The sequence below is a fragment of the Variovorax sp. LjRoot84 genome (genome assembly GCF_964254305.1).
In the GTDB taxonomy this organism is placed as follows: Bacteria; Pseudomonadota; Gammaproteobacteria; order Burkholderiales; family Burkholderiaceae_C; genus Variovorax.
On the sequence record NZ_CAXUTE020000001.1, the window covers coordinates 2,420,941 to 2,438,311 of the forward strand.

Below are 17,371 nucleotides of genomic sequence, written 5' to 3' on the forward strand. Positions count from 1 at the left end.
TTCAGGCGAAGATGCCGTGCAGGAACCAGGCGCTCTGCTCATCGGCCAGTCGTGTCTGGAAGATCCAGAGCACGCCGGCGTGCTCGCTGAGCGCCACCCAGTAGTCGCGGGCCACACGGCGATGGGTGCCGGCGCCGGGCGCCGACGGGTCGTTGCTCTCTCCCGGCCGTTCACCCACCCGGTCCCACCACCCGAACTCGATGCGGTGCGGGCCGGCCAGCAGCTGCAAGGGGCCCTGGTAGAGCGGGCGCGAATCGCGCAGCGCCAGGCGCAGGGGCTGCGGGAGGATGAAGGTCGGCTGGGGATGGTCCAGTGGCCGCGCGAGCCGGTGCGGACGCTTGTCCGGGGCGGGCTGCCAGTGGCACATCCACTCGGGCCGATGGTCCTCGGCGGTGACCGGCCGCAGCACCCTTTCCGAACCCAGGCGGGCGGCGATGCGCTCCAGCACCAGGGCAAGACTCTCGCCATCCTCGCGCGCATCGGATAGCAGCGACCGGCTCTGCTCTTGAAGCGGCTGCACCTCGTCGGCCTCCAGCTGGAGGTCGCCGACCGGCGCCTGGAGCTCCACCTGTGCAAGGTGCTCGGCCAGCAGCCGGCTCAGGTGCTCGAGGTTGCGTGTCGGCTCGGCCGTGCGAATGGTCAACCAGCCGCCATCGCCCGCAGTCTTGCTGCGCATGACGTCGTGGCACCAGCGCAGGGTGCAGGCGGTGACGCCGGAGCGGCGCGCACTGAGCCAGGCGCACAGCTGCAGCAGCAGGCGCCGAGCGCCGAAGAGCAGGGCAGGCGCCAGCTCCACGCGCGACATCAGCTCGAGACGCGCGGAGAAAGTGTCTGGCAGCTCCACCCAGGTATGGGCCTCGGCGCGCAAGCCGTAGGCCCGGTCCAGGGCGGCAAGCAGCTCCTTGTCGAAGCGCCGACTGAGGCCGCCGCGCGGCAGCGCACGTACCTGGCCGAGGTTTTGGCAACCCAGCCGCGCCAGCGTCGCCTCATGGGCCGCGACCGCGCCCAGCACCGTGAGCGGCAGCTCATCCAAGAGGGCCTGCAGGGGCTTCGCGAAGCCGTTCGAGCGGCCTGCGCGGGCCAGCGCCAAGGCCGCCAGGCTCGTCGGCGCCCAACTCAGTTGCGCGACACCCAGTTCGGTCGCCTGCGCCTTGATGCGCTCGACCAGCTGCCGCTTGCCGCCGAACAGGCGCGCGCTGGCCTCGACTTCCATGACGACGGCAGGGCAGTCCGATGCAGGTTCGGCGACGCTGACGCGGGGCGTGAACTGAAGGCACCACACGGCATGCGCCCGGACCGCATCAGTGCGCTGCGATTCGCTCAGGCCGGTTTCCGGCAGAAGGGCGGCCCACAGCATGGGTAAGTTCTTCCTGCACAACAGGGGGCTGTCGACGTGCGGCAGCAAGGAGGGCACTGGGCTTCGCCAGGCGCGGGGTCAGCAGCGGCGCAAGGCCGCGCGGCACGGAGGGCAGCCGCACCATCCCGTCGTGGGTGCTGCCTCGACGTTTGAGGATATGCACATGCAGTTCCCAATCGACGCCATAGGTCACCTGCAGCCGAAGGGGCGCCGCCGACGATTCGCGCGCGACGCTCGCAGGCCGGCATAGGAAGACCGGGCAGTCGCAGCCCAGTGCGCAGACCTGGAGCCGGCGGATCTGCTCCTGCCTCGCCTGGGGCAACCAAGCCACCACCATGCCGGCGGCGTTGGCCTTGATGAGTTGTTCGGTTGTCCAGAGCCGCTCTGCCGGCGTCGCGGCATGGATCCAGATCACATGGCGCTCGTCGATGCCTTCATCGCGCAGGCCGGGCAGGTGAGGGGATTTGGGCGGGCCGATGACGACGATCTCCTTGCCCGCGGCACTCGTGGCGCGCATCGCGGGCGCCAGCAGGCGCCATTCAGTCAGGGCGGGCTGAGGCTGCAGGAGTTCGGTGAGCGATCGGCTTGGCCATCCGCCGCCCGGGAGCAGGGCGTCGAGATCGTCGTGGCCGCTCGCGACGGTCGGCGCGGACGAGGCACCCAGGTCACTGCCGCGCCAGATCGCGGCCTCGACGCTGGAAGGCAGCTGACCGGGTGCGAGCGGCGGACGCCGGCTGGCACCGCGGGGCTCAGTAGGCTGCAAGCAGGCATTCATCGGTGGCTCCCTTTACTGTATTTATGTACGGGGTATCCATTTAGCTCCAGTTTGACTAGCATCACTGGATGGACATCCATATATTAGTCCCCAAGGCGGGAGAAGACTACCCGGTCAACTGGAACCAGTTCCTGGACTGGTTCGCCACCGAAGAGGCCTGTCTTGGCTACCTGGAGCGGCTGCGCTGGCCCCAAGGTTTCGTGTGTCCGCGCTGCGGGGTGGCCGCTGAGCCCTATCGCTCCAGCCGCGCACGGCTGATGTGCCGAAGCTGCTCGACCCAGAGCACGGTGACCGCGGGCACCATCTTCGAGAAGACCCGCACGCCGCTGCGGGTGTGGCTGGCCGCCGCCTGGTACGTCACCAACCAGAAGCATGGCGTCAGCGCGCTCGGACTGCAGCGCGTGCTCGGCCTGGGCAGCTACCAGACGGCCTGGGCGATGCTGCACCGCCTGCGCCGGGCGATGGTGCGGCCCGAGCGCGAACGGCTCAGCGGAATCGTGGAGGTCGACGAGACGTATCTGGCCATCAGCGATCGCGAGCAGCTTGCCGCCCGCGGGCGGGGCAAGGGTCGAAAAAGCCAGACGCACCAGACACTTGTGGTGATCGCCGTGGAGCTGCACGAGCCCAAGGGCTTCAGCCGGCTGCGGCTCGAGCGCATCCAGAACGACTCGACCGAGCAGGTCATCCCCTTCGTGCTGGCCAACATCGAGCCTGGCTCACAGGTGCGCACCGACGGCTCGGCCGCCTACCGCGATCTCGCGGATCTGGGCTATGTGCACCAGCGCACTGTCCATCTGGGCTCCGACGTTCCCGCGCACGTCTCCATGGTCGGCGTTCACCGCGTGGCCGCACTGGTCAAGCGCTGGGTGCTGGGCACGCACCAGGGCGCCGTGCAGCCGGCGCACCTGGACGCCTATCTCGACGAATTCGTCTTTCGCTTCAATCGCCGGGCCTCGCGCTCGCGAGGGCTGCTGTTCTACCGGCTGCTCGAGCAGGCCGTCGTCACAGATCCGCTGACCTATCGCGGTGTCGTGGACAACATCCCCAAATCGGCGGAAGTGGCGTAGATTACTGGATGGGCATCCATATATCTCTGGGCGCTGGAGCTAAATGGATACCCAATATGTATGTACAGTATCCCACCAGATTTCAAATCTCGCCAAATCTTGCGCGACGAGAGGCTCGACTGTTACACCTCGACCTCTGACGCCAAACTTCTAAACTGGTCGTCGTATGTGCTATTCCGCCCAGATCAAAGCCGAGTACAAGAAGTTCGTGCGCATGTTCGGGGCCCTCATGAGCCTCAAGGACTTCGTCAAGCTGTACGTCCAGCGAGAGCAGGACGCCAGCATCAAGATACCGAAGTCGATGGACGCGTTGTTCATGGCGCCGCAGTCCGACATCGAGGCAGAAATCAAGGCGCGCATCGAGGCGTTCAACGCGGCCCAGTCCACGAAGATCGAGCAAGAGTTGTTCAAGCAGCGCAAGCGCTTGGTCGACGGCGAGCGCGCGCTGCAGGTGAAGGTGACGAAGAAAGCCGCAGAAGACGTGCGCATCGCCACCCACAAGATTGCGGCGGCCAGGGAAAAGCTGTCCGACCTGGCGCGCTCCGAGATCCTCGACCGTGACGCGCGGATCTTCCCGGGCGTGTACGCGCCGGTCATGGTGTGGGAGGACGGACAACGCGTCATCAAGCCGATGCGCTACCAGTGCCGCCCGGCGGGCAAGCCTGCCTTCTACGACAGCAAGTTTCCGGGGACCTACAACGCGCGCCGCGACAACCTCGAAGGGTTCTGGAAGGAGTTCTTCGGTTTCTCGCATGGCCTGTTGGTGGTGAACGCGTTCTACGAGAACGTGCAGCAGGGCGGACGCAATGTCGTGCTCGAGTTCCGTCCGCAGCCCGAGCAGGACATGCTGGTCGCCTGCGTGTGGTCACGCTGGAGCGGCCCCGGCGAAGCGGACCTGCTGTCCTTCGCCGCGATCACCGACGAGCCGCCGGCGGAGATCGCCGCCGCCGGCCACGACCGCTGCATCATTCCGATCAAGCCCCAGCACATCGACGCCTGGCTGAAGCCTGATTGCAGGGACCTAGCCGCGCAGTACGCCATCCTCGACGATCGCGAACGGCCGTACTACGAGCATCGGTTGGCTGCTTGAGGCGGTTCAAAAGCAAGGCCAACGGCCGGCTGCTCATTGGAGGCGCGGTGAAGGTCTCTTTGAGACTGGATGCTGCCGTTCGTGCTGAGAGCGGTGAATTCTGCAAGTCGATGGATTGCCGACGCTCACTCGGGCGAGCGCTGCTGGACGGGATGGCGATGGAACGTTTCCCCACTGCTCGAGTCGGTCCAATGATGGAGGAAATGAGTTCTCTTTGAACATCAACCCTTACGGAGGTCCGTGAGTATGTGGTGAGTATGGGCGTATCAGGGTGGTATCGGGGCACCTCTGATAATCGAGGCATGGCCAAAGTCCCTTACTCGATCCGCACCGGGATCAATCCGCGCACCAACGGATTCGACCTCAAGACGACGAATGGTCTTTTTGTGCGCCTCTATGCGCAGCTCGATAAGGAGGGCTACACGCACGAACACTTCGGCTTCTGGTGTGTGGACATGCATGACGTGAAGGGCAAGGTGGTAGACGTAGAGTTCACCGCCCTGATGACGTTGCGGAAGCCCGACCTGTGGCCGATCGCCGACAAGGCACCTGGATATTCGGAAGACGATCTGTTCGACATGATCGAGTTCTTGTTCGACCACGTCTCCAAGCCCCTCTCCGGCAACATGCATACCTATGACCAGTGCGGCATGCACTGGGAGACGTTCGACAAGGGAGCAGGGCAGAGAGAATTCCGGAAGCGGGTCAACGACCTACTCGCGCTCTACGAACATCGGTTCGAGCTTTCTGCCGATGGCCTGATCCTCCGCCAGACGCCCAGCGGTTTTGAACAGCTGCTCGATGCCACTGTCCCGACCGACGACAAGACGATCACAGCTAGGGTCAAGGCAGCAGTGAACGAATATCGTCGCCATGGTGCGTCGCTCGATGTCCGGCGTCACGCTGTGTCTGATCTGGCGGGCGTGCTGGAAGCGCTGCGTCCCAAGATGGCTGAAGCGATCACATCCAACGATGAGAAGGATCTGTTCAACATCGCCAACAACTTCATGATTCGGCACCACAACGACAGGCAGAAGACTGCCTACGAGGCCAACCTCTGGTTGAGCTGGATGTTCTATGTCTACCTGTCCACCATCCACCTCATCCTGAGAAGGGTGGAACTGAGGAAACCGAAGCGCAACCCGGGTGACCTTGTTTTCAGGGAACGGATGGAGCGTTAAACCCGGTCTAGCGCCGCAGCTTTGCTTTCGCGAGCTTCCACAGTTTCTTGAGGTCGATGCTGAATCCCGCGAACCCTGGTTTCATTTCGATGGGGTTGCTTGACCGCTGAGCATGGGCCTCCAGGTGCTGCTCGACTTCCAGCTTGCGCCGCTTCCATTCCGACAGGACGATGGTGAAGCGGACGAATTCCTTGCCATTGGCGGTCACTTCCCGCTGCCAATCAAACCTCTCCTGCCCGCGGCGGACCTTCACGAAATCGCAGTGGAAATTTGGGTGACGAAAGAACTCTAGATCGGTCTGGGTGCAGTTGAAAACCTTCCCATCCATCGCCTCGCGCAGTGGCTGTGTCAGGGAAGCATCCCTTTGGAGGTATACGTAGAACGCGCACTCGGGGAAGTTGAACATCAGTTCAATCAGATGCCGAAGGTCCTCGTCGTCGGAGATGTCAGCGTTCTCGATGACGCGAAACTCGCTGCGCTTGACAGTGCTGAGGACACTGTCCGGCAATTGAAGGTCCTTGATGAAATCGGTCACGATGAAAGCGGTGCTATCCCCGGCTGGCTGCCGTACAACGCTTTCAGCTCTCGATCCAGGACGCCAAACGCCGCGGACACGGTTTCCTTTGGATATGGAACATAGACGATCCCAGCGAGATTCGTCGGCACGTTCACGCCTTCCTCGTGGAGAAGGATCACACAGCGTCGCCCATACCTTCCTTGGAAGTAGCCGATTTCGTGCATGACGTTTTCGCGAACTCGCAACTGGCCATCGGCATCTTCGTCATCACCGGACATGACGATGATTGCTGAATCGCACGCAGGAGCGTTTGCTTCCAGCTTCTCGATCACGGTCCTGCCCTGACTCGGCTCTTGGGCGAGCTCCATCGTTCTCAGGTCCAAATCTCGCTCGACATGGGCCTGCACCTCATACCAATCCCTCGCGCGACCATGCGAGATGAATGCTCGGCGCGGAGGCTCTTTGATGACGTGGCTGGCATGTTCAGCGTTCGCGCGAATTTCCATGATCTGGCCTATGTCTCGAGAGAGCTGCTTGAGACGGCCCGGAGAGAAAAACATGTTCGTTTTGTTGGCGCCTTCGACATCAGGTTCTACTGCAAGCGCTTGAAAATCGGAGAACCACTCCGGCAACTCTCTGCGTAACACTTCGAGGTTCTGCGCCGCCTGGGTGAAGTACATGCCGATGGCTGCGACCTCATAGGAGCGGCGGTATTGCGGGGGTTCCTTCCCAGCCCTGCTTCGATTGACGACCTCATTCACCGCAGATTCAACGGCCTTTTGAATGGCGGCCAGCTTGGCCATCGCACGTTCAACGTCGCCCATTTGTCCTCCGGTGGTTTGTGGCAAGGGATACCTACGAATGGTGGGCTTCGGTGCATTTTCGCAAACCGGCGTGCACAACCACACCTGTCAGCGTTTGCCCCCATGCGCAACAGAGTGAGCCGCGAAATTCGCGAAGGGATTATCGACGTAAAACGCTAGATGTAGTGTCAAATATCGACGCGGACGCTACATCTAGTGTTTCTGGGGATTTTGCATTACAGTGCCGAAATGACACTGGCCACGACCCGTATCGACCCCGAGCAGGCGGCTCGCAAGCTGCAACTTGAGTTGTGGGATCGGCAGTGCACGCTTTGGCCGGGGCAAAACGTCACCCCGATGGACGTTTGTGATCCTTGGGTTGCTGCACAGTACCTCGGCTTCGAGGTCCAAGAGGGGTGGTTGAGCAGCACCGGAACAAAAAAGGGATTCGAGCTGGGTGGGTTCATCAATCGCCCGGCCAGAGTGATTGCGATCTCTGATGAGCAGAAGCCGCGCACGAAGCTTTTCACGCTGGCCCATGAAGTCGGGCACTTGCTCATGCATCCGGGACTTCACCACCATCGGGAAATGCCGATGCATGGCCTGACCGAACCATATGCGCCGGCCGATCCGAAAGAGCGTCAGGCGAATCATTTCGCCGGTTGTTTCTTGGTTCCGGAGAAGCAGCTTCGCCGGGCTTTCCTGGCGTGTTTCGGCGTGGAGCGCCTGAAGCTGACGGACACTGTTGCATGGGAACTGCTCGGGCCCAGCTACGCGTCGTTGATGAACTCTCCCAACCCCTTGCCTGCCTTCGAGCGGGTGGTCGCACAGGCAAGGCGTTTCGGCGGCCGCCACTTTGATGCGCTGTACGACCTCTTCCAGGTTTCGCCCACCACCATGGCGATTCGTCTGCGCCAGACCGGCTTGGTATACCTTTAAAAAGGCGGGGCTGCGGCACTAGCTCCTCCTTTGCAGGCAGGAAGCGCCTACGTCTTGACCAGCTTGTGCTGGACAGCGTAGGACTCCACTGATGGAACAGGTGACTAGCGGGCCGGTGTACGTGCGAAGCGCATCCAGCAAAGTTAAGACGTTTATCGAGCAATGCGACGAACTCCTCCGGCGGCGACAACTGAGCAGGGCGTCGAGGATGACGGCGGAGCGGCAGATTGCGGTCGTTCGTGTCCATCGGACCGTAGACGCTGCACACCTGCCGTACGACGGTCGCATGCGAAGGGCGGGGCAGGGCACAGAGCGGGGCCGCTTGCGGCGAACTTGTCGCCGCAAAGCGGTCCTCAAAGGCTACAGCTCTGCGTCCTGCACCTGTCGGCCGAGAGCCGCCGAAAGGAACTCCCACAGATCTGCCAATAAAAGCTCCCAGGCCTCCCGCTCCATCTGAGCTTGAAGACGATCCCTCCAGGTTCGACCGACGCTGCACATAAGTTGGATTGCTCTCCATGCCGAACCAGTATGGCTGGTCTGTCGCACCTAACCAGCCGGGCATTGATGGGTCGGCGACCATGACGGCATCTCAAGCGAACGTTCAAAGTATTTCGGTGCTGCATCGTCTTCATTGTCTCTACGAAGCGGACGCCGTCGAAGGTCCGCGTCTGGCCGCTGAAAGTCTATCGGAGGAGCTGATCGAGTTCAGCGTCAGACAGGCCGCGACCAGTGGTCTGCACGCCCGAGCCTCAGACGGCTTGAACGGCAGGCAGCGTGTCACCTGAGACTAAATCCCTCGGTGCTTCGCCCGGGTGGCGTGCAGCGGCGAGCCGATCCGCGATCGCCTGTGCGTCCAGGGATCCGAGGGGATGGGTCGATCGGCCTCGCGCACGCGACCCGCGCGACCGGTTTTCCTTTATGCTTTGCGCGGAGGCAAGAAGGCGCGATTCGACGCTTGGTTAATCGCCCGGCCGCGACCGGCGGCAGGGTACCGGCCGCACGGCTAGTTCCCGCAATTCGGGGAGATGAGCATGCAAGACGGAAGCATTGTGCTAGTGCATGGCACCGGCGTGCGTATGAGCGGCTACAAGGAGTCGCTGGCGCTGGCCGAACGCACTGCGAAGCAGGCGGGGATCGCCGCGAAGTTCGCGTCCTGCGCCTGGGGCAATGCGCTGGGCATCGATTTCCAGGGACTGTCGTTGCCCCCGGACGCTAACACCGAGAAACTCGAACAGGAGCGCGAGCGCGAGGACTTCGCGCGCTGGTCCTGGTTGATCGCCGATCCGATGTGCGAGCTGGAGAAGCTAACCATCCGCGATCCCGCTGGGGCGGTGCCGACGCCTCCCCCGGGCGTCGACCCGGCGTGGCTGGTCGAATGGAACCGGATCGCGGCCTACCAGCCGTCGGAGGGGATGCTGATCCTGCTCAAACGGGCGGGTCTCGACATCGATGCATGGCGAAACGCCTGGCACGAAGTGACCGCCGCCGATTCCATCGCGCAGACCGCCTTCGAGCACTCGGCGCACGAACTGGCCGAGGCGGCGCAGGCGCTCAGCCGCGCCGTCGTGGCCCAGGTGCTGCGCGACCTCCAGGACAGTGGCGAGCCGACCCCCAGCCGCGGCCTCCGCGACCGCATGGTGACCCAGCTGAATACCGATTGGCAGGTGGTCGTGCTGGCGCCGACCGACTTCTTCGTCCGCGGACTAAAGCGCCTCGCGACCGGGCTGCTCAAACGCTACCGCGGCGGCCTCACCGAGGCGATCGTCCCGTTCATCGGCGACATCCTGCTCTATCAAGCACGGGGCGCGAAGATCCGCGAGTTCATCGCCGCCGAGGTCAGGAACGCACCCGGGCCGGTCACGGTCGTCGCCCACAGCTTGGGCGGCATCGCGTGCGTCGACCTGTTCGCGATGCTGGACGCACCGAAGATCGAGCGCCTGGTGACCTTCGGCTCGCAGTCGCCGCTGTTCCACGAGATCGGCGCCCTCGACTCGCTCGAGCCGAACGAGCCCTTGCCTGCGACGTTTCCGCGCTGGCTAAACATCTACGACCGCAACGACATGCTGAGCTACGTGGCGAGCCGGCTGTTCGAGGGCGTGGAGGAGTTCGAGTCCGAGTCGGGCAAGCTGTTCCCGGATTCCCATAGCGACTACTTCGGCAACGACACGGTCTGGGCCGAGATCAAGCGCTTCATGCAGCCGTGACAACGATTCGCGCGATGGTGGTCGGCATCGGCCGCTACGAGCAGGCCGGCTGGAACGTGGACGGGCCGCTGGCCGTGGCGTCCGATGTCGCGCGCTGGCTTCTGGGGCTGAAGGACGTCGCGTTGCAGCTCGACCTGTTCGTCGATGCGGGTGTGCCGCTGCCCGACGACCTAGTCGAGGCGGCAGACAAAAAGCGGTTGACCGTGCACCGTGAGACGTCTGCGAAAGATCTGAACCGCTTCGCGCGCGAGCAGTTGCCCGCGGTCGTACAACCTGGCTCGCAGTTGTTCTTCTTCTGGTCCGGGCACGGCATGGTCTGCGACGCGACGGGCCAGCGATTCTTCGCCTGCGGCGACTACAAGGACGGGCGACCAGACGTCTTCTTCAACATCACCAACTTCGTCAGGTTGCTTCGCACGTTGGCGTTCGGCGGGTTCGCCAACCAGATCGTGCTAGCCGACACCTGCGCCGTCTACCGCCGCCAAATGAACTGGACGATCGAGCCGCACAAGCAGGTCGATCGACCGCAGTTCGTGCGGTTCGCGTCGGAGGACGGCAGGACCGTGAAGACGGCGGCCGCCGGCGGGACCTTCGTGAAGGCGGCGCTCGAAGTGCTGCGCGCGACGCCGGGCTATCCGTTCGATCCCGCGAAGCTCGAGAAGGACTTCGATACGGCCGGCCTTCGCGCTGACGCCCAGACGTTGGCAAACGCTGTCGGCCTCGGCGTCAACGGATCGCGCGCCGCGCTATTCGAATCCACATGGAAGCTGCTGGACGGCCTGGACGTCCACGCCCTGTTCGCTCGCCACTACGAACGTACGGTGGCCGATCTCGGTCTGCCGGCGAAGGCCCACGACCTGGCGTCGGCCCTGCAGGACCTGTGCGAGATGCGCGACGACAAGGGCGCCGTGCCGCACGGCCTGATGCAGTTCATGATGCGTCTGGCCACGGTGCCCGGGTTGTCGGCGCCCATCGCGGACTGGTTGGATGCGGAGGCCAAGAGCCAGCCACGCAGTCGCCGGGAGATCAACGACAAGCTCGCGCGGGAAAGCCTGCAGCGCCTGCTGCTCGTCGAGGTGCGGCAGGAGGGCGGCGAGATCACCGGCCTGCGGCCCTATCTGTGCTGCACGGACGCCTCGTTCGACCAGGCCCACCGCTTCGACGAGCGGCCGGTGCGCGGCTGGAAGGCCTTCGAGACGACCATGCACGCGATCCTGGCCGAGGTGGCGCCGCATTACCCGCTGGACGAGATGCAGATCCAGTTCGTGATCGACCTGCCGCTGCTGGATCGTCCGTTCCATCGTCTTCCGACGCCGGACGGCGGCCTCCTGGGCCAGCAGGCCCGCGTCGTGCTGCGCGACCGGGGCCGCATCTTCTCGACCAACCCGAAAACCTTGAAGAAATGGGCCGAGTACGCGTCGGGCCTGCGCGGCCAGAAGCCGGCTGAGATGCGCTGGATCCGCATCGACGACGGGCCGAGCATCCCGCCGGGTCAGGGCCTGTGCTTCACCGGCTTCAGTCTGCCGCATCCGGTCGAGGGCTTGCCGCCGACCCGTGGCAAGGACGTGCTGCGCCGCGTCCTCAGCCTCGGCGCACCCTTCCTCTACGTGCGGCACGAGCCGCCGCCGGCGCCAGGCGAGTGGGGCGACGTCGCCCGCGCGCTGCAGACGCTGAGCGCCGGGCTCGGCAACCTCGAGGACTTCGTCGACGAGTTCCACGATGCGCGAGTGCGCGGCGTCGAGGACGCGCAGCAGGCCTCGCTCGTCTGGGACGATCCGTCCTTCAATCCCTTCACGAATGCCCACGGGCGATAGGAACGACTGTCATGCACGCACCGATCCCGTCCCAGGCCGCGCCGACCGACGGTCAGCGCGACTGGAAGATCTTCACCGGCGACGGGACGCCGCACAACGGCCTGGCCACGCTGCCGCCGCCGCCACCGTGGCGCTTCGCGCACGCGCTCGAGCCGCTGGTGCCGCCGGTCGCCGACCCGAAGGGCAGCGAGGCCGAGGGCCGCCGCGCGAGGCCCTTCATCGTCAGCGACCCGATGCGGATCGCGGTCAATGCGGCGCTGTACCTGCGCCGTCCGCTGCTGCTGACGGGACGTCCCGGCACCGGCAAGTCGACGTTGATCGCCAAGGTCGCGCACGAGCTCCGGATGGGGCCGGTGCTGCGCTGGCCCATCAACTCCCGCTCCACGGTGCGCAGCGGCGTCTACGAGTACGACGCAGTGGGCCGCCTGCAGGCCGGGCGCAAGGAGCCGCCGGTGCAGCAATACCTGAAGCTCGGCCCGCTGGGCACGTCGCTGGTCGCTAGCGATTGGCCGCGCGCCCTGCTAATCGACGAGATCGACAAGTCCGACCTGGACTTCGCCAACGATCTGCTCAATGTCATCGAGGAAGGCGAGTACGAGATTCCCGAGCTCCGGCGGTTGGGCGGCAAAGAGCCGGTGGAGGTCGACGACTTCGAGGGCCAACCAGTGAGCATCGCGGGCGGCCGTCTGGAGTGTCGGCAGTTCCCGTTCGTGATGATGACCTCCAACGCCGAGCGTGAGTTCCCGGCTCCGTTCCTGCGCCGCTGCGTGCGCCTGGAGATCGAGCCACCAAAGTCGACCGAGCTCCTGCGCATCGTCGAGTCCCATCTCAAGGAACATGCCGACGTGCTGGATCGGGCGGAGATCCAGGCCCTCGTGGATCGCTTCGACAGCGCCCAGCGCGAGAACCAGGACGTCGCGACCGACCAACTCCTGAACGCAGTCTTCCTCACCGTGGCGATGAAGAACATCCAGAAGCGCAAGTTCGACGCCCACGAGCTGAGCGCGGTGCGCGAGCAACTGATGCGGCCGCTGAGCGGGCAGGGCACGTGAGCCTGCAAGGCTTTCTCGCGCGTCTCGAGGCGACCGGCATCGAGGCTGACGTCGGCCAGCTACTTGACGCCTTTTGGCTCGCGACCCAGGGGGTGGATCTGTCGCTGCACGCTTCCGGCCCTACCCGCGCGGACGCGCGCGCGCACGAGCCCGCGGCCGCGCCGACGCGCGAGCCGCCGGCCAGGCCCAGCCGCCAGCGACGATCCGACGAGCACGAGGACAAGCTGTCGCCCGACGCCTTCGACGACTCGGCGCTACGGCCGGTCTTCCCGCGCATCATCAGCGACGAGCCCGCCGCGCTCGACCGGCCCGCGTCGCCGGTGATGCTGCCCGCGCCGCGCGCCCTGGCCAACCGGCTCGCCATGATGCGCGCGCTGAGGCCGCTGACACGTCGCTGGCCCTCTCGCCAGTACCTGGACATCGACGAGGAGGGCACGGTCGAGGCCTGCGCCCGCCTGTGGTCGCATGATCCCCGGCTCGTGATGCCGGTGTTCAGGCCGCGCCGCGAGCGCTGGTTTGACGTCGAGCTCGTGGTGGAGGATGAAGGCGCGGCGCCGGTGTGGGAGGACATGCTGCGCGAGTTTGCCGCGGTGCTGCGTGCGACGGGCGCCTTCGGCCGCGTGCGCGAATGGACCTTGCGCGTCGTGGGCGACGGGTCCGCACGCACGGCGACCCTCGAAAACCGCCACGGCGTGCGCGCACCGGTCGCGTCCCTGCAAGGAAAGGCAGCACGCCGGCTGGTGATCTTCGCCAGTAACGGCGCCTCCTGGCACTGGACGAACGGCGCCTACGCCGAGGTGCTGGTGCCCTGGCTGCGCGATAGCTGCACGCTGCTGCTGCAGCTGACGTCGCCGGACCGCTGGGCGCGCAGTAGGCTGGGCGACCCGCATGGCACGGTGTCGACGACCGCCGCGGGCGCTCTGCCGTCGGCGCTGAACATGCACCTGCACTGGTGGCGCATCGAGGATGACGACGAGGGCGAGGCTGGCACGCAGGCGGGCGACGCCATCGCCTTGCCGGTCGCCCCGCTGGGCGCCGCCGGCCTCGCGCAATGGGCCGACATGCAGATGGCGCGCGGACGACGCAATCCGGCCTACCGGCTGCGCCTGCCGAAGAAGGCGCGGACGACGCTCCAGGAGGGCGGCCGCCGCGAGCGGCGCGAGGAGCCCACGGAGGCGGCCGTCGCGCAGGCGGTGTCGCTGCTGAAGTACGAGTCGCCGAACGTCTTCCGCCTCGCCGTCTTCCTGTGTGCCAGCCCGTTCACGCTCGCGGTGGCGCGCTTGGTGCAGGCCGTCAAGTTCGAGGGCTCGACCGATCCGGGCTTGTTGGATGAACTCCTGCGCACTGGCATCGTTGTCGCCTCGCGGCCGGCCGCCGGGCTCGGCACGCGGGACGAGTCGCGCGCCGGGTGGTACGCGGTGCGGCCGCAGGCCCGCGAGCTGCTGCTGCGGTCGCTGCGCGAGCGCGACGCGCAGGAGATCGCCCGCGAGCTGCAGCGCCACGTGTCCCGGCATCTCGAGCGGCTTTCCGGTTCCGGCGTCCGCTCGCCGCAATTCATCGCCGACGAGCAGGGTCGCCATCGCCTTCCGGCCTGGGCACAGCCCTTCGCCGACGTGGCGACGTCCCTGCTCGGGCTGCCGTCCAGCTTACGCGAGGCACAGCGCCAGGTGCGCGAGTTCCTGCACCTCACCCAAGGCCGGGCGGCCCTCGCTGTCGCGGCCGTCGCCGCTGCGGGCCGCCAGCCTTCTCCCGAGGCGATGCCCGCACCGGCCTGGCAGGCGCTGCGCGCTGCGCGACTTGTCCACGAACGCGAGGATGGCAGCTGGGCCTTTGCGCCCTATGCGCGTGACCTGCTGGCCTCGCTGACGTCCCAGGTGTCCCGTGACGAGGCGGCCGACTGGCTCGAGACGGCGCTGAGCCTGCTGCAGTCCATGGCACTGGCCTTTCACGTCTCGGCTATCACCGCGGTGAACGGCGAGCGGACGACCAGCATCCGCGACATGTTCCCCGAATGGCCAAGCGAACGGCGCGCGCAGCTGGCGCACTGGATGTACGTGTCCGAGTACGTCTTTTGGGGGCCGGTGCGAGAGCTGCTCTTCACGGGCGAGGATCCGATCCATCACTTCGACGTGCGGGTGGCGCTCGACGCGTTCGCGAAGGCAATGGTGGAGGTCGAGGAGTGGATCGATGGCGATGGGGACCAGGCCTGGCGCTGGCGCAACACCGTGCGGGAGCTTTGGAACGCCGTGTGCCTCGCGCTGCATTACGATCCGCGGGCGCTTGAGGAAGCAGCTCCTCCGAGGACGCTGCGCCTGCTGCGCGCGTTCGCGGCCACGCCCGTCGACGATCTCCTCGAAGGCAGGTACGGGCGCGACGAGCGGGTCGCCATCCTCGAGGCCTTGCGTGAGCCGAAGCTCTTCGACACCCTGGTGACCTATTTCAGCCCGTTCTTCAAGCGCTTCGGCACCGACGGCCTATCCGAGCTGGCCTACAGCGCGGACTACGCGGGCTACCTCGATCGCCTGCTGTTGCTCTGGAAGGACGCGACCGTTGCCGTGTTCGAGCGCATGCCGCCGGGCTCGACCGGCGTCCTGAAGATGGAGTTCGCGGTTCCGCCGCAAGCCGTGGCGATGGTTTCCGAGCGGTTTCCCCAGCACGAGATTCACGCGGACTCGCGCAGCCTCGATTCCGATTCGGACGCCGAGCGCGAGGTCAAATGGATCATCTCGCGCGCCGGCTATCTCGCGCTCATCGACGATCTGGGCAGGATCGTCAGGACGACAGTGGCGACGCGCCTTGCGCGGCCGCCGCGGCGGCCCCGCGTGCTGTGGGTCGACGACAGCCCCGACAACAACACCAACGAACGCGAACGCATGCTGGCGCGGGGCCAGCTGGTCTACGAACTCGCGACGTCTACCGACCAGGGGCTGGTGGCCGCGCGCGGATCGCTGTTCGACGTCGTGATATCGGACATGGGGCGGCCGGGCGATCGGCGGGCTGGCTACACGCTGCTGGAGGGGCTTCGGCGCGAGGGCAACCTCGTACCTTTCGTCATCTATTCCGCGGGCCGCAAGCCGGAGCATGTCGGCCTGGCCCTTAGCCTCGGTGCGGTCGGGACCACCGACCACCAAGTGGAGCTCTCGGCGCTGGCGCTGCGCGCCATCGGACGTTCGGAGGACGTCCTCAGGCGGCCGGTCGACGAAGACCTGTTACGGCAGTACACGGAATGGAAGTTCCCGGGCCTGGGCTTCTCGGACGTGTGGAACGCCTTGGCAGCGCGCGATCTGGAGCGCAGCCGCTTCCCAACTTTGCTCGACGTGGACGCCGCCGTCGACCGCGCGTCGGAAGCGGTTGACGCCTATGCGCGTGAGCGGCCGGACATGTTCAGGACGGGCACGGACCGCGTCACGAAGTCGCTCGGATTCGTCGACGTCGAATTCCGCCGCAGCCACGACTTCGAGGACGCCACGCTGGCCGCCTTCGAGCGCCACGCGCGCCTCGTGTGGCCGGAGAGCCGGCGGGACTAGAGCCTGTTCACGCCGTAGGTCTCATCTAGCTCGCGAACACAACCGATGGGGCGGCCGCAGAAAGGCGCGCCTTCCACTTGGCCATGCCTGCGTCCGGGATGCCCATCATTTCCGTTGTCCGTAGCAGCCAACCCGAAGGCCGCCACAGGCGAACGCCCGCAACTGGCCGATCTCGGTCGTTGGTCGCATCGTGCTCCCATCGCGCACGCGAGCTAGGCGGACGAGTCCAGCCCAATGCCTTCGACCCACCCGTGCACGATTCTGGCGTACTGGCGCGTGCCGAGATGCGGTGACCAGAGGAAGGCATCGGGCAGCGAGCATCGTACGTGTGCACGGGCATGCGCCAGTCGATGCCTTCCAGCAGCATGGACAGTTGCGCGGGCGTGAGCAACACGCTGCCGGACGTCTCCTGCGGCCAGACGAAGCGGCCTTGGTCGAGCCGCTTGGCAAGCAGCATCAGTCCCTGGCCGTCGAACCACAGCACCTTCACTTCAGGATGTCGCCGCGCCTGCCGCGGAAGACGAAGACGTGAACGCAGAAGGGATTGGCCGTAAGTGCCGTCTGCACCATGGCTGCGAGGCCGCCGAAGCCCCTCCTCATGTCGGCGTGGCCGGCCACCAGCCGCCCCACAGCACTGGCAGATGCCCTTGTCCCGCTCAAGCACGCGCGTGATGATGCGCTTCCACAGCGGCGGCTCCAGGTAGGCGGAGTAGGCCCGCAGCGCAGGGTCGCTCTTGACGCGGCGACGCAGCGCAGGTCCGTTCTCGTCGAGCACGCGAAATAGGTTGTCAGCATCTTCGCGCGATAAGGGCGCTAACGCCGACGCACTGGTTCCGCAGGAGGTCGCTGATGCCGTTGCTGGTTGGCTACCGGCGCGCCAACACCGGGGCGGGGCGGTAATCTTTCGTGGGGTCGGGGTTGCCAGTGCCTTTGGCGATGCAGATCGGATATAGGGTCGAGATCGTCTGAGTGCTGGCGAGGCCCCTCACAGTCTCATACTTGGCCTTGCCACCAACACGACTCTGCATCTTTCGAAGAACACATG

The 17,371-nt window shown here is 65.6% G+C and carries 15 protein-coding genes; 9 read left to right on the forward strand and 6 right to left on the reverse strand.

The genetic code is table 11. The annotated features are described in order from the left end of the window. Nucleotide 1: 1 nt before the first annotated feature. Nucleotides 2-1,357, reverse strand: a complete 1,356-nt coding sequence (locus ACSQ9I_RS12360; protein WP_436313359.1) for a Y-family DNA polymerase — start codon at nt 1,355-1,357, stop codon at nt 2-4. Continuing rightward, nucleotides 1,302-2,132, reverse strand: a complete 831-nt coding sequence (gene imuA, locus ACSQ9I_RS12365; protein WP_436313360.1) for a translesion DNA synthesis-associated protein ImuA — start codon at nt 2,130-2,132, stop codon at nt 1,302-1,304. The genes ACSQ9I_RS12360 and imuA overlap by 56 nt, the downstream gene beginning before the upstream one ends. A 68-nt stretch (nt 2,133-2,200) precedes the next feature. Between imuA and ACSQ9I_RS12370 the strand changes: the two genes are divergently transcribed. The 3 genes from ACSQ9I_RS12370 (at nt 2,201) to ACSQ9I_RS12380 (ending at nt 5,470) form a co-directional block, all read left to right on the forward strand. Further along, nucleotides 2,201-3,199 (forward strand): IS1595 family transposase, encoded by a 999-nt coding sequence (locus tag ACSQ9I_RS12370; RefSeq protein ID WP_436313361.1) that lies wholly within the window; start codon nt 2,201-2,203, stop codon nt 3,197-3,199. Between the two features lie 166 nt (nt 3,200-3,365). Further along, entirely contained in the window at nt 3,366-4,289 is a 924-nt protein-coding gene (locus tag ACSQ9I_RS12375) for an SOS response-associated peptidase family protein (protein ID WP_436313362.1), read from the forward strand. Nucleotides 4,290-4,591: 302 nt separating this feature from the next. After that, nucleotides 4,592-5,470, forward strand: a complete 879-nt coding sequence (locus ACSQ9I_RS12380) for a hypothetical protein (RefSeq protein ID WP_436313363.1) — start codon at nt 4,592-4,594, stop codon at nt 5,468-5,470. A 7-nt stretch (nt 5,471-5,477) separates the two neighbouring features. Here ACSQ9I_RS12380 and ACSQ9I_RS12385 read toward each other — a convergent pair whose 3' ends face one another. Both ACSQ9I_RS12385 and ACSQ9I_RS12390 read right to left on the reverse strand, forming a co-directional pair. Further along, nucleotides 5,478-6,005: a hypothetical protein gene (locus ACSQ9I_RS12385; RefSeq protein ID WP_436313364.1), complete on the reverse strand. Its 528-nt coding sequence runs from the start codon at nt 6,003-6,005 to the stop codon at nt 5,478-5,480. After that, nucleotides 6,002-6,811, reverse strand: coding sequence for a TIR domain-containing protein (locus ACSQ9I_RS12390; protein WP_436313365.1), 810 nt, complete (start codon nt 6,809-6,811; stop codon nt 6,002-6,004). The genes ACSQ9I_RS12385 and ACSQ9I_RS12390 overlap by 4 nt, the downstream gene beginning before the upstream one ends. A gap of 228 nt (nt 6,812-7,039) precedes the next feature. Between ACSQ9I_RS12390 and ACSQ9I_RS12395 the strand changes: the two genes are divergently transcribed. The 6 genes from ACSQ9I_RS12395 (at nt 7,040) to ACSQ9I_RS12420 (ending at nt 16,326) form a co-directional block, all read left to right on the forward strand. Continuing rightward, nucleotides 7,040-7,729 carry an ImmA/IrrE family metallo-endopeptidase gene (locus tag ACSQ9I_RS12395; RefSeq protein WP_436313366.1) on the forward strand — a complete coding sequence of 230 codons (690 nt, stop codon included), beginning with the start codon at nt 7,040-7,042 and terminating at the stop codon, nt 7,727-7,729. Between the two features lie 515 nt (nt 7,730-8,244). Further along, nucleotides 8,245-8,514 (forward strand): hypothetical protein, encoded by a 270-nt coding sequence (locus ACSQ9I_RS12400; protein ID WP_436313367.1) that lies wholly within the window; start codon nt 8,245-8,247, stop codon nt 8,512-8,514. A 291-nt stretch (nt 8,515-8,805) separates the two neighbouring features. After that, the gene (locus ACSQ9I_RS12405; RefSeq protein ID WP_436313368.1) at nt 8,806-9,933 is read left to right on the forward strand and encodes a hypothetical protein; all 1,128 of its coding nucleotides are present in this window, start codon (nt 8,806-8,808) and stop codon (nt 9,931-9,933) included. After that, nucleotides 9,930-11,747 (forward strand): hypothetical protein, encoded by a 1,818-nt coding sequence (locus ACSQ9I_RS12410; protein ID WP_436313369.1) that lies wholly within the window; start codon nt 9,930-9,932, stop codon nt 11,745-11,747. Before ACSQ9I_RS12405 ends, ACSQ9I_RS12410 begins: the two co-directional genes overlap by 4 nt. Nucleotides 11,748-11,758: 11 nt before the next feature. Continuing rightward, nucleotides 11,759-12,799, forward strand: a complete 1,041-nt coding sequence (locus ACSQ9I_RS12415; RefSeq protein WP_436313370.1) for an AAA family ATPase — start codon at nt 11,759-11,761, stop codon at nt 12,797-12,799. Next, nucleotides 12,796-16,326 carry an SAV_2336 N-terminal domain-related protein gene (locus tag ACSQ9I_RS12420; protein ID WP_436313371.1) on the forward strand — a complete coding sequence of 1,177 codons (3,531 nt, stop codon included), beginning with the start codon at nt 12,796-12,798 and terminating at the stop codon, nt 16,324-16,326. The genes ACSQ9I_RS12415 and ACSQ9I_RS12420 overlap by 4 nt, the downstream gene beginning before the upstream one ends. Before the next feature lie 25 nt (nt 16,327-16,351). Here the strand turns inward: ACSQ9I_RS12420 and tnpB (ACSQ9I_RS12425) are convergent, their stop codons facing one another. Continuing rightward, nucleotides 16,352-16,864 carry an IS66 family insertion sequence element accessory protein TnpB gene (tnpB, locus tag ACSQ9I_RS12425; protein WP_436315746.1) on the reverse strand — a complete coding sequence of 171 codons (513 nt, stop codon included), beginning with the start codon at nt 16,862-16,864 and terminating at the stop codon, nt 16,352-16,354. Further along, nucleotides 16,813-17,121, reverse strand: coding sequence for an IS66 family insertion sequence element accessory protein TnpB (gene tnpB, locus ACSQ9I_RS12430; RefSeq protein WP_436313372.1), 309 nt, complete (start codon nt 17,119-17,121; stop codon nt 16,813-16,815). Before tnpB (ACSQ9I_RS12430) ends, tnpB (ACSQ9I_RS12425) begins: the two co-directional genes overlap by 52 nt. Nucleotides 17,122-17,371 lie beyond the last annotated feature (250 nt).

Coding starts and splice junctions, on each gene's coding strand:
- ACSQ9I_RS12370 (WP_436313361.1), top strand. CDS start 2,201: ATGGACATCCATATATTAGTCCCCAAGGCGGGAGAAGACTACCCGGTC.
- ACSQ9I_RS12380 (WP_436313363.1), top strand. CDS start 4,592: ATGGCCAAAGTCCCTTACTCGATCCGCACCGGGATCAATCCGCGCACC.
- tnpB (WP_436313372.1), bottom strand. CDS start 17,121: ATGCTGACAACCTATTTCGCGTGCTCGACGAGAACGGACCTGCGCTGC.
- ACSQ9I_RS12415 (WP_436313370.1), top strand. CDS start 11,759: ATGCACGCACCGATCCCGTCCCAGGCCGCGCCGACCGACGGTCAGCGC.
- imuA (WP_436313360.1), bottom strand. CDS start 2,132: ATGAATGCCTGCTTGCAGCCTACTGAGCCCCGCGGTGCCAGCCGGCGT.
- ACSQ9I_RS12405 (WP_436313368.1), top strand. CDS start 8,806: ATGAGCGGCTACAAGGAGTCGCTGGCGCTGGCCGAACGCACTGCGAAG.
- ACSQ9I_RS12400 (WP_436313367.1), top strand. CDS start 8,245: ATGCCGAACCAGTATGGCTGGTCTGTCGCACCTAACCAGCCGGGCATT.
- ACSQ9I_RS12395 (WP_436313366.1), top strand. CDS start 7,040: ATGACACTGGCCACGACCCGTATCGACCCCGAGCAGGCGGCTCGCAAG.
- ACSQ9I_RS12390 (WP_436313365.1), bottom strand. CDS start 6,811: ATGGGCGACGTTGAACGTGCGATGGCCAAGCTGGCCGCCATTCAAAAG.
- ACSQ9I_RS12360 (WP_436313359.1), bottom strand. CDS start 1,357: ATGCTGTGGGCCGCCCTTCTGCCGGAAACCGGCCTGAGCGAATCGCAG.
- ACSQ9I_RS12375 (WP_436313362.1), top strand. CDS start 3,366: ATGTGCTATTCCGCCCAGATCAAAGCCGAGTACAAGAAGTTCGTGCGC.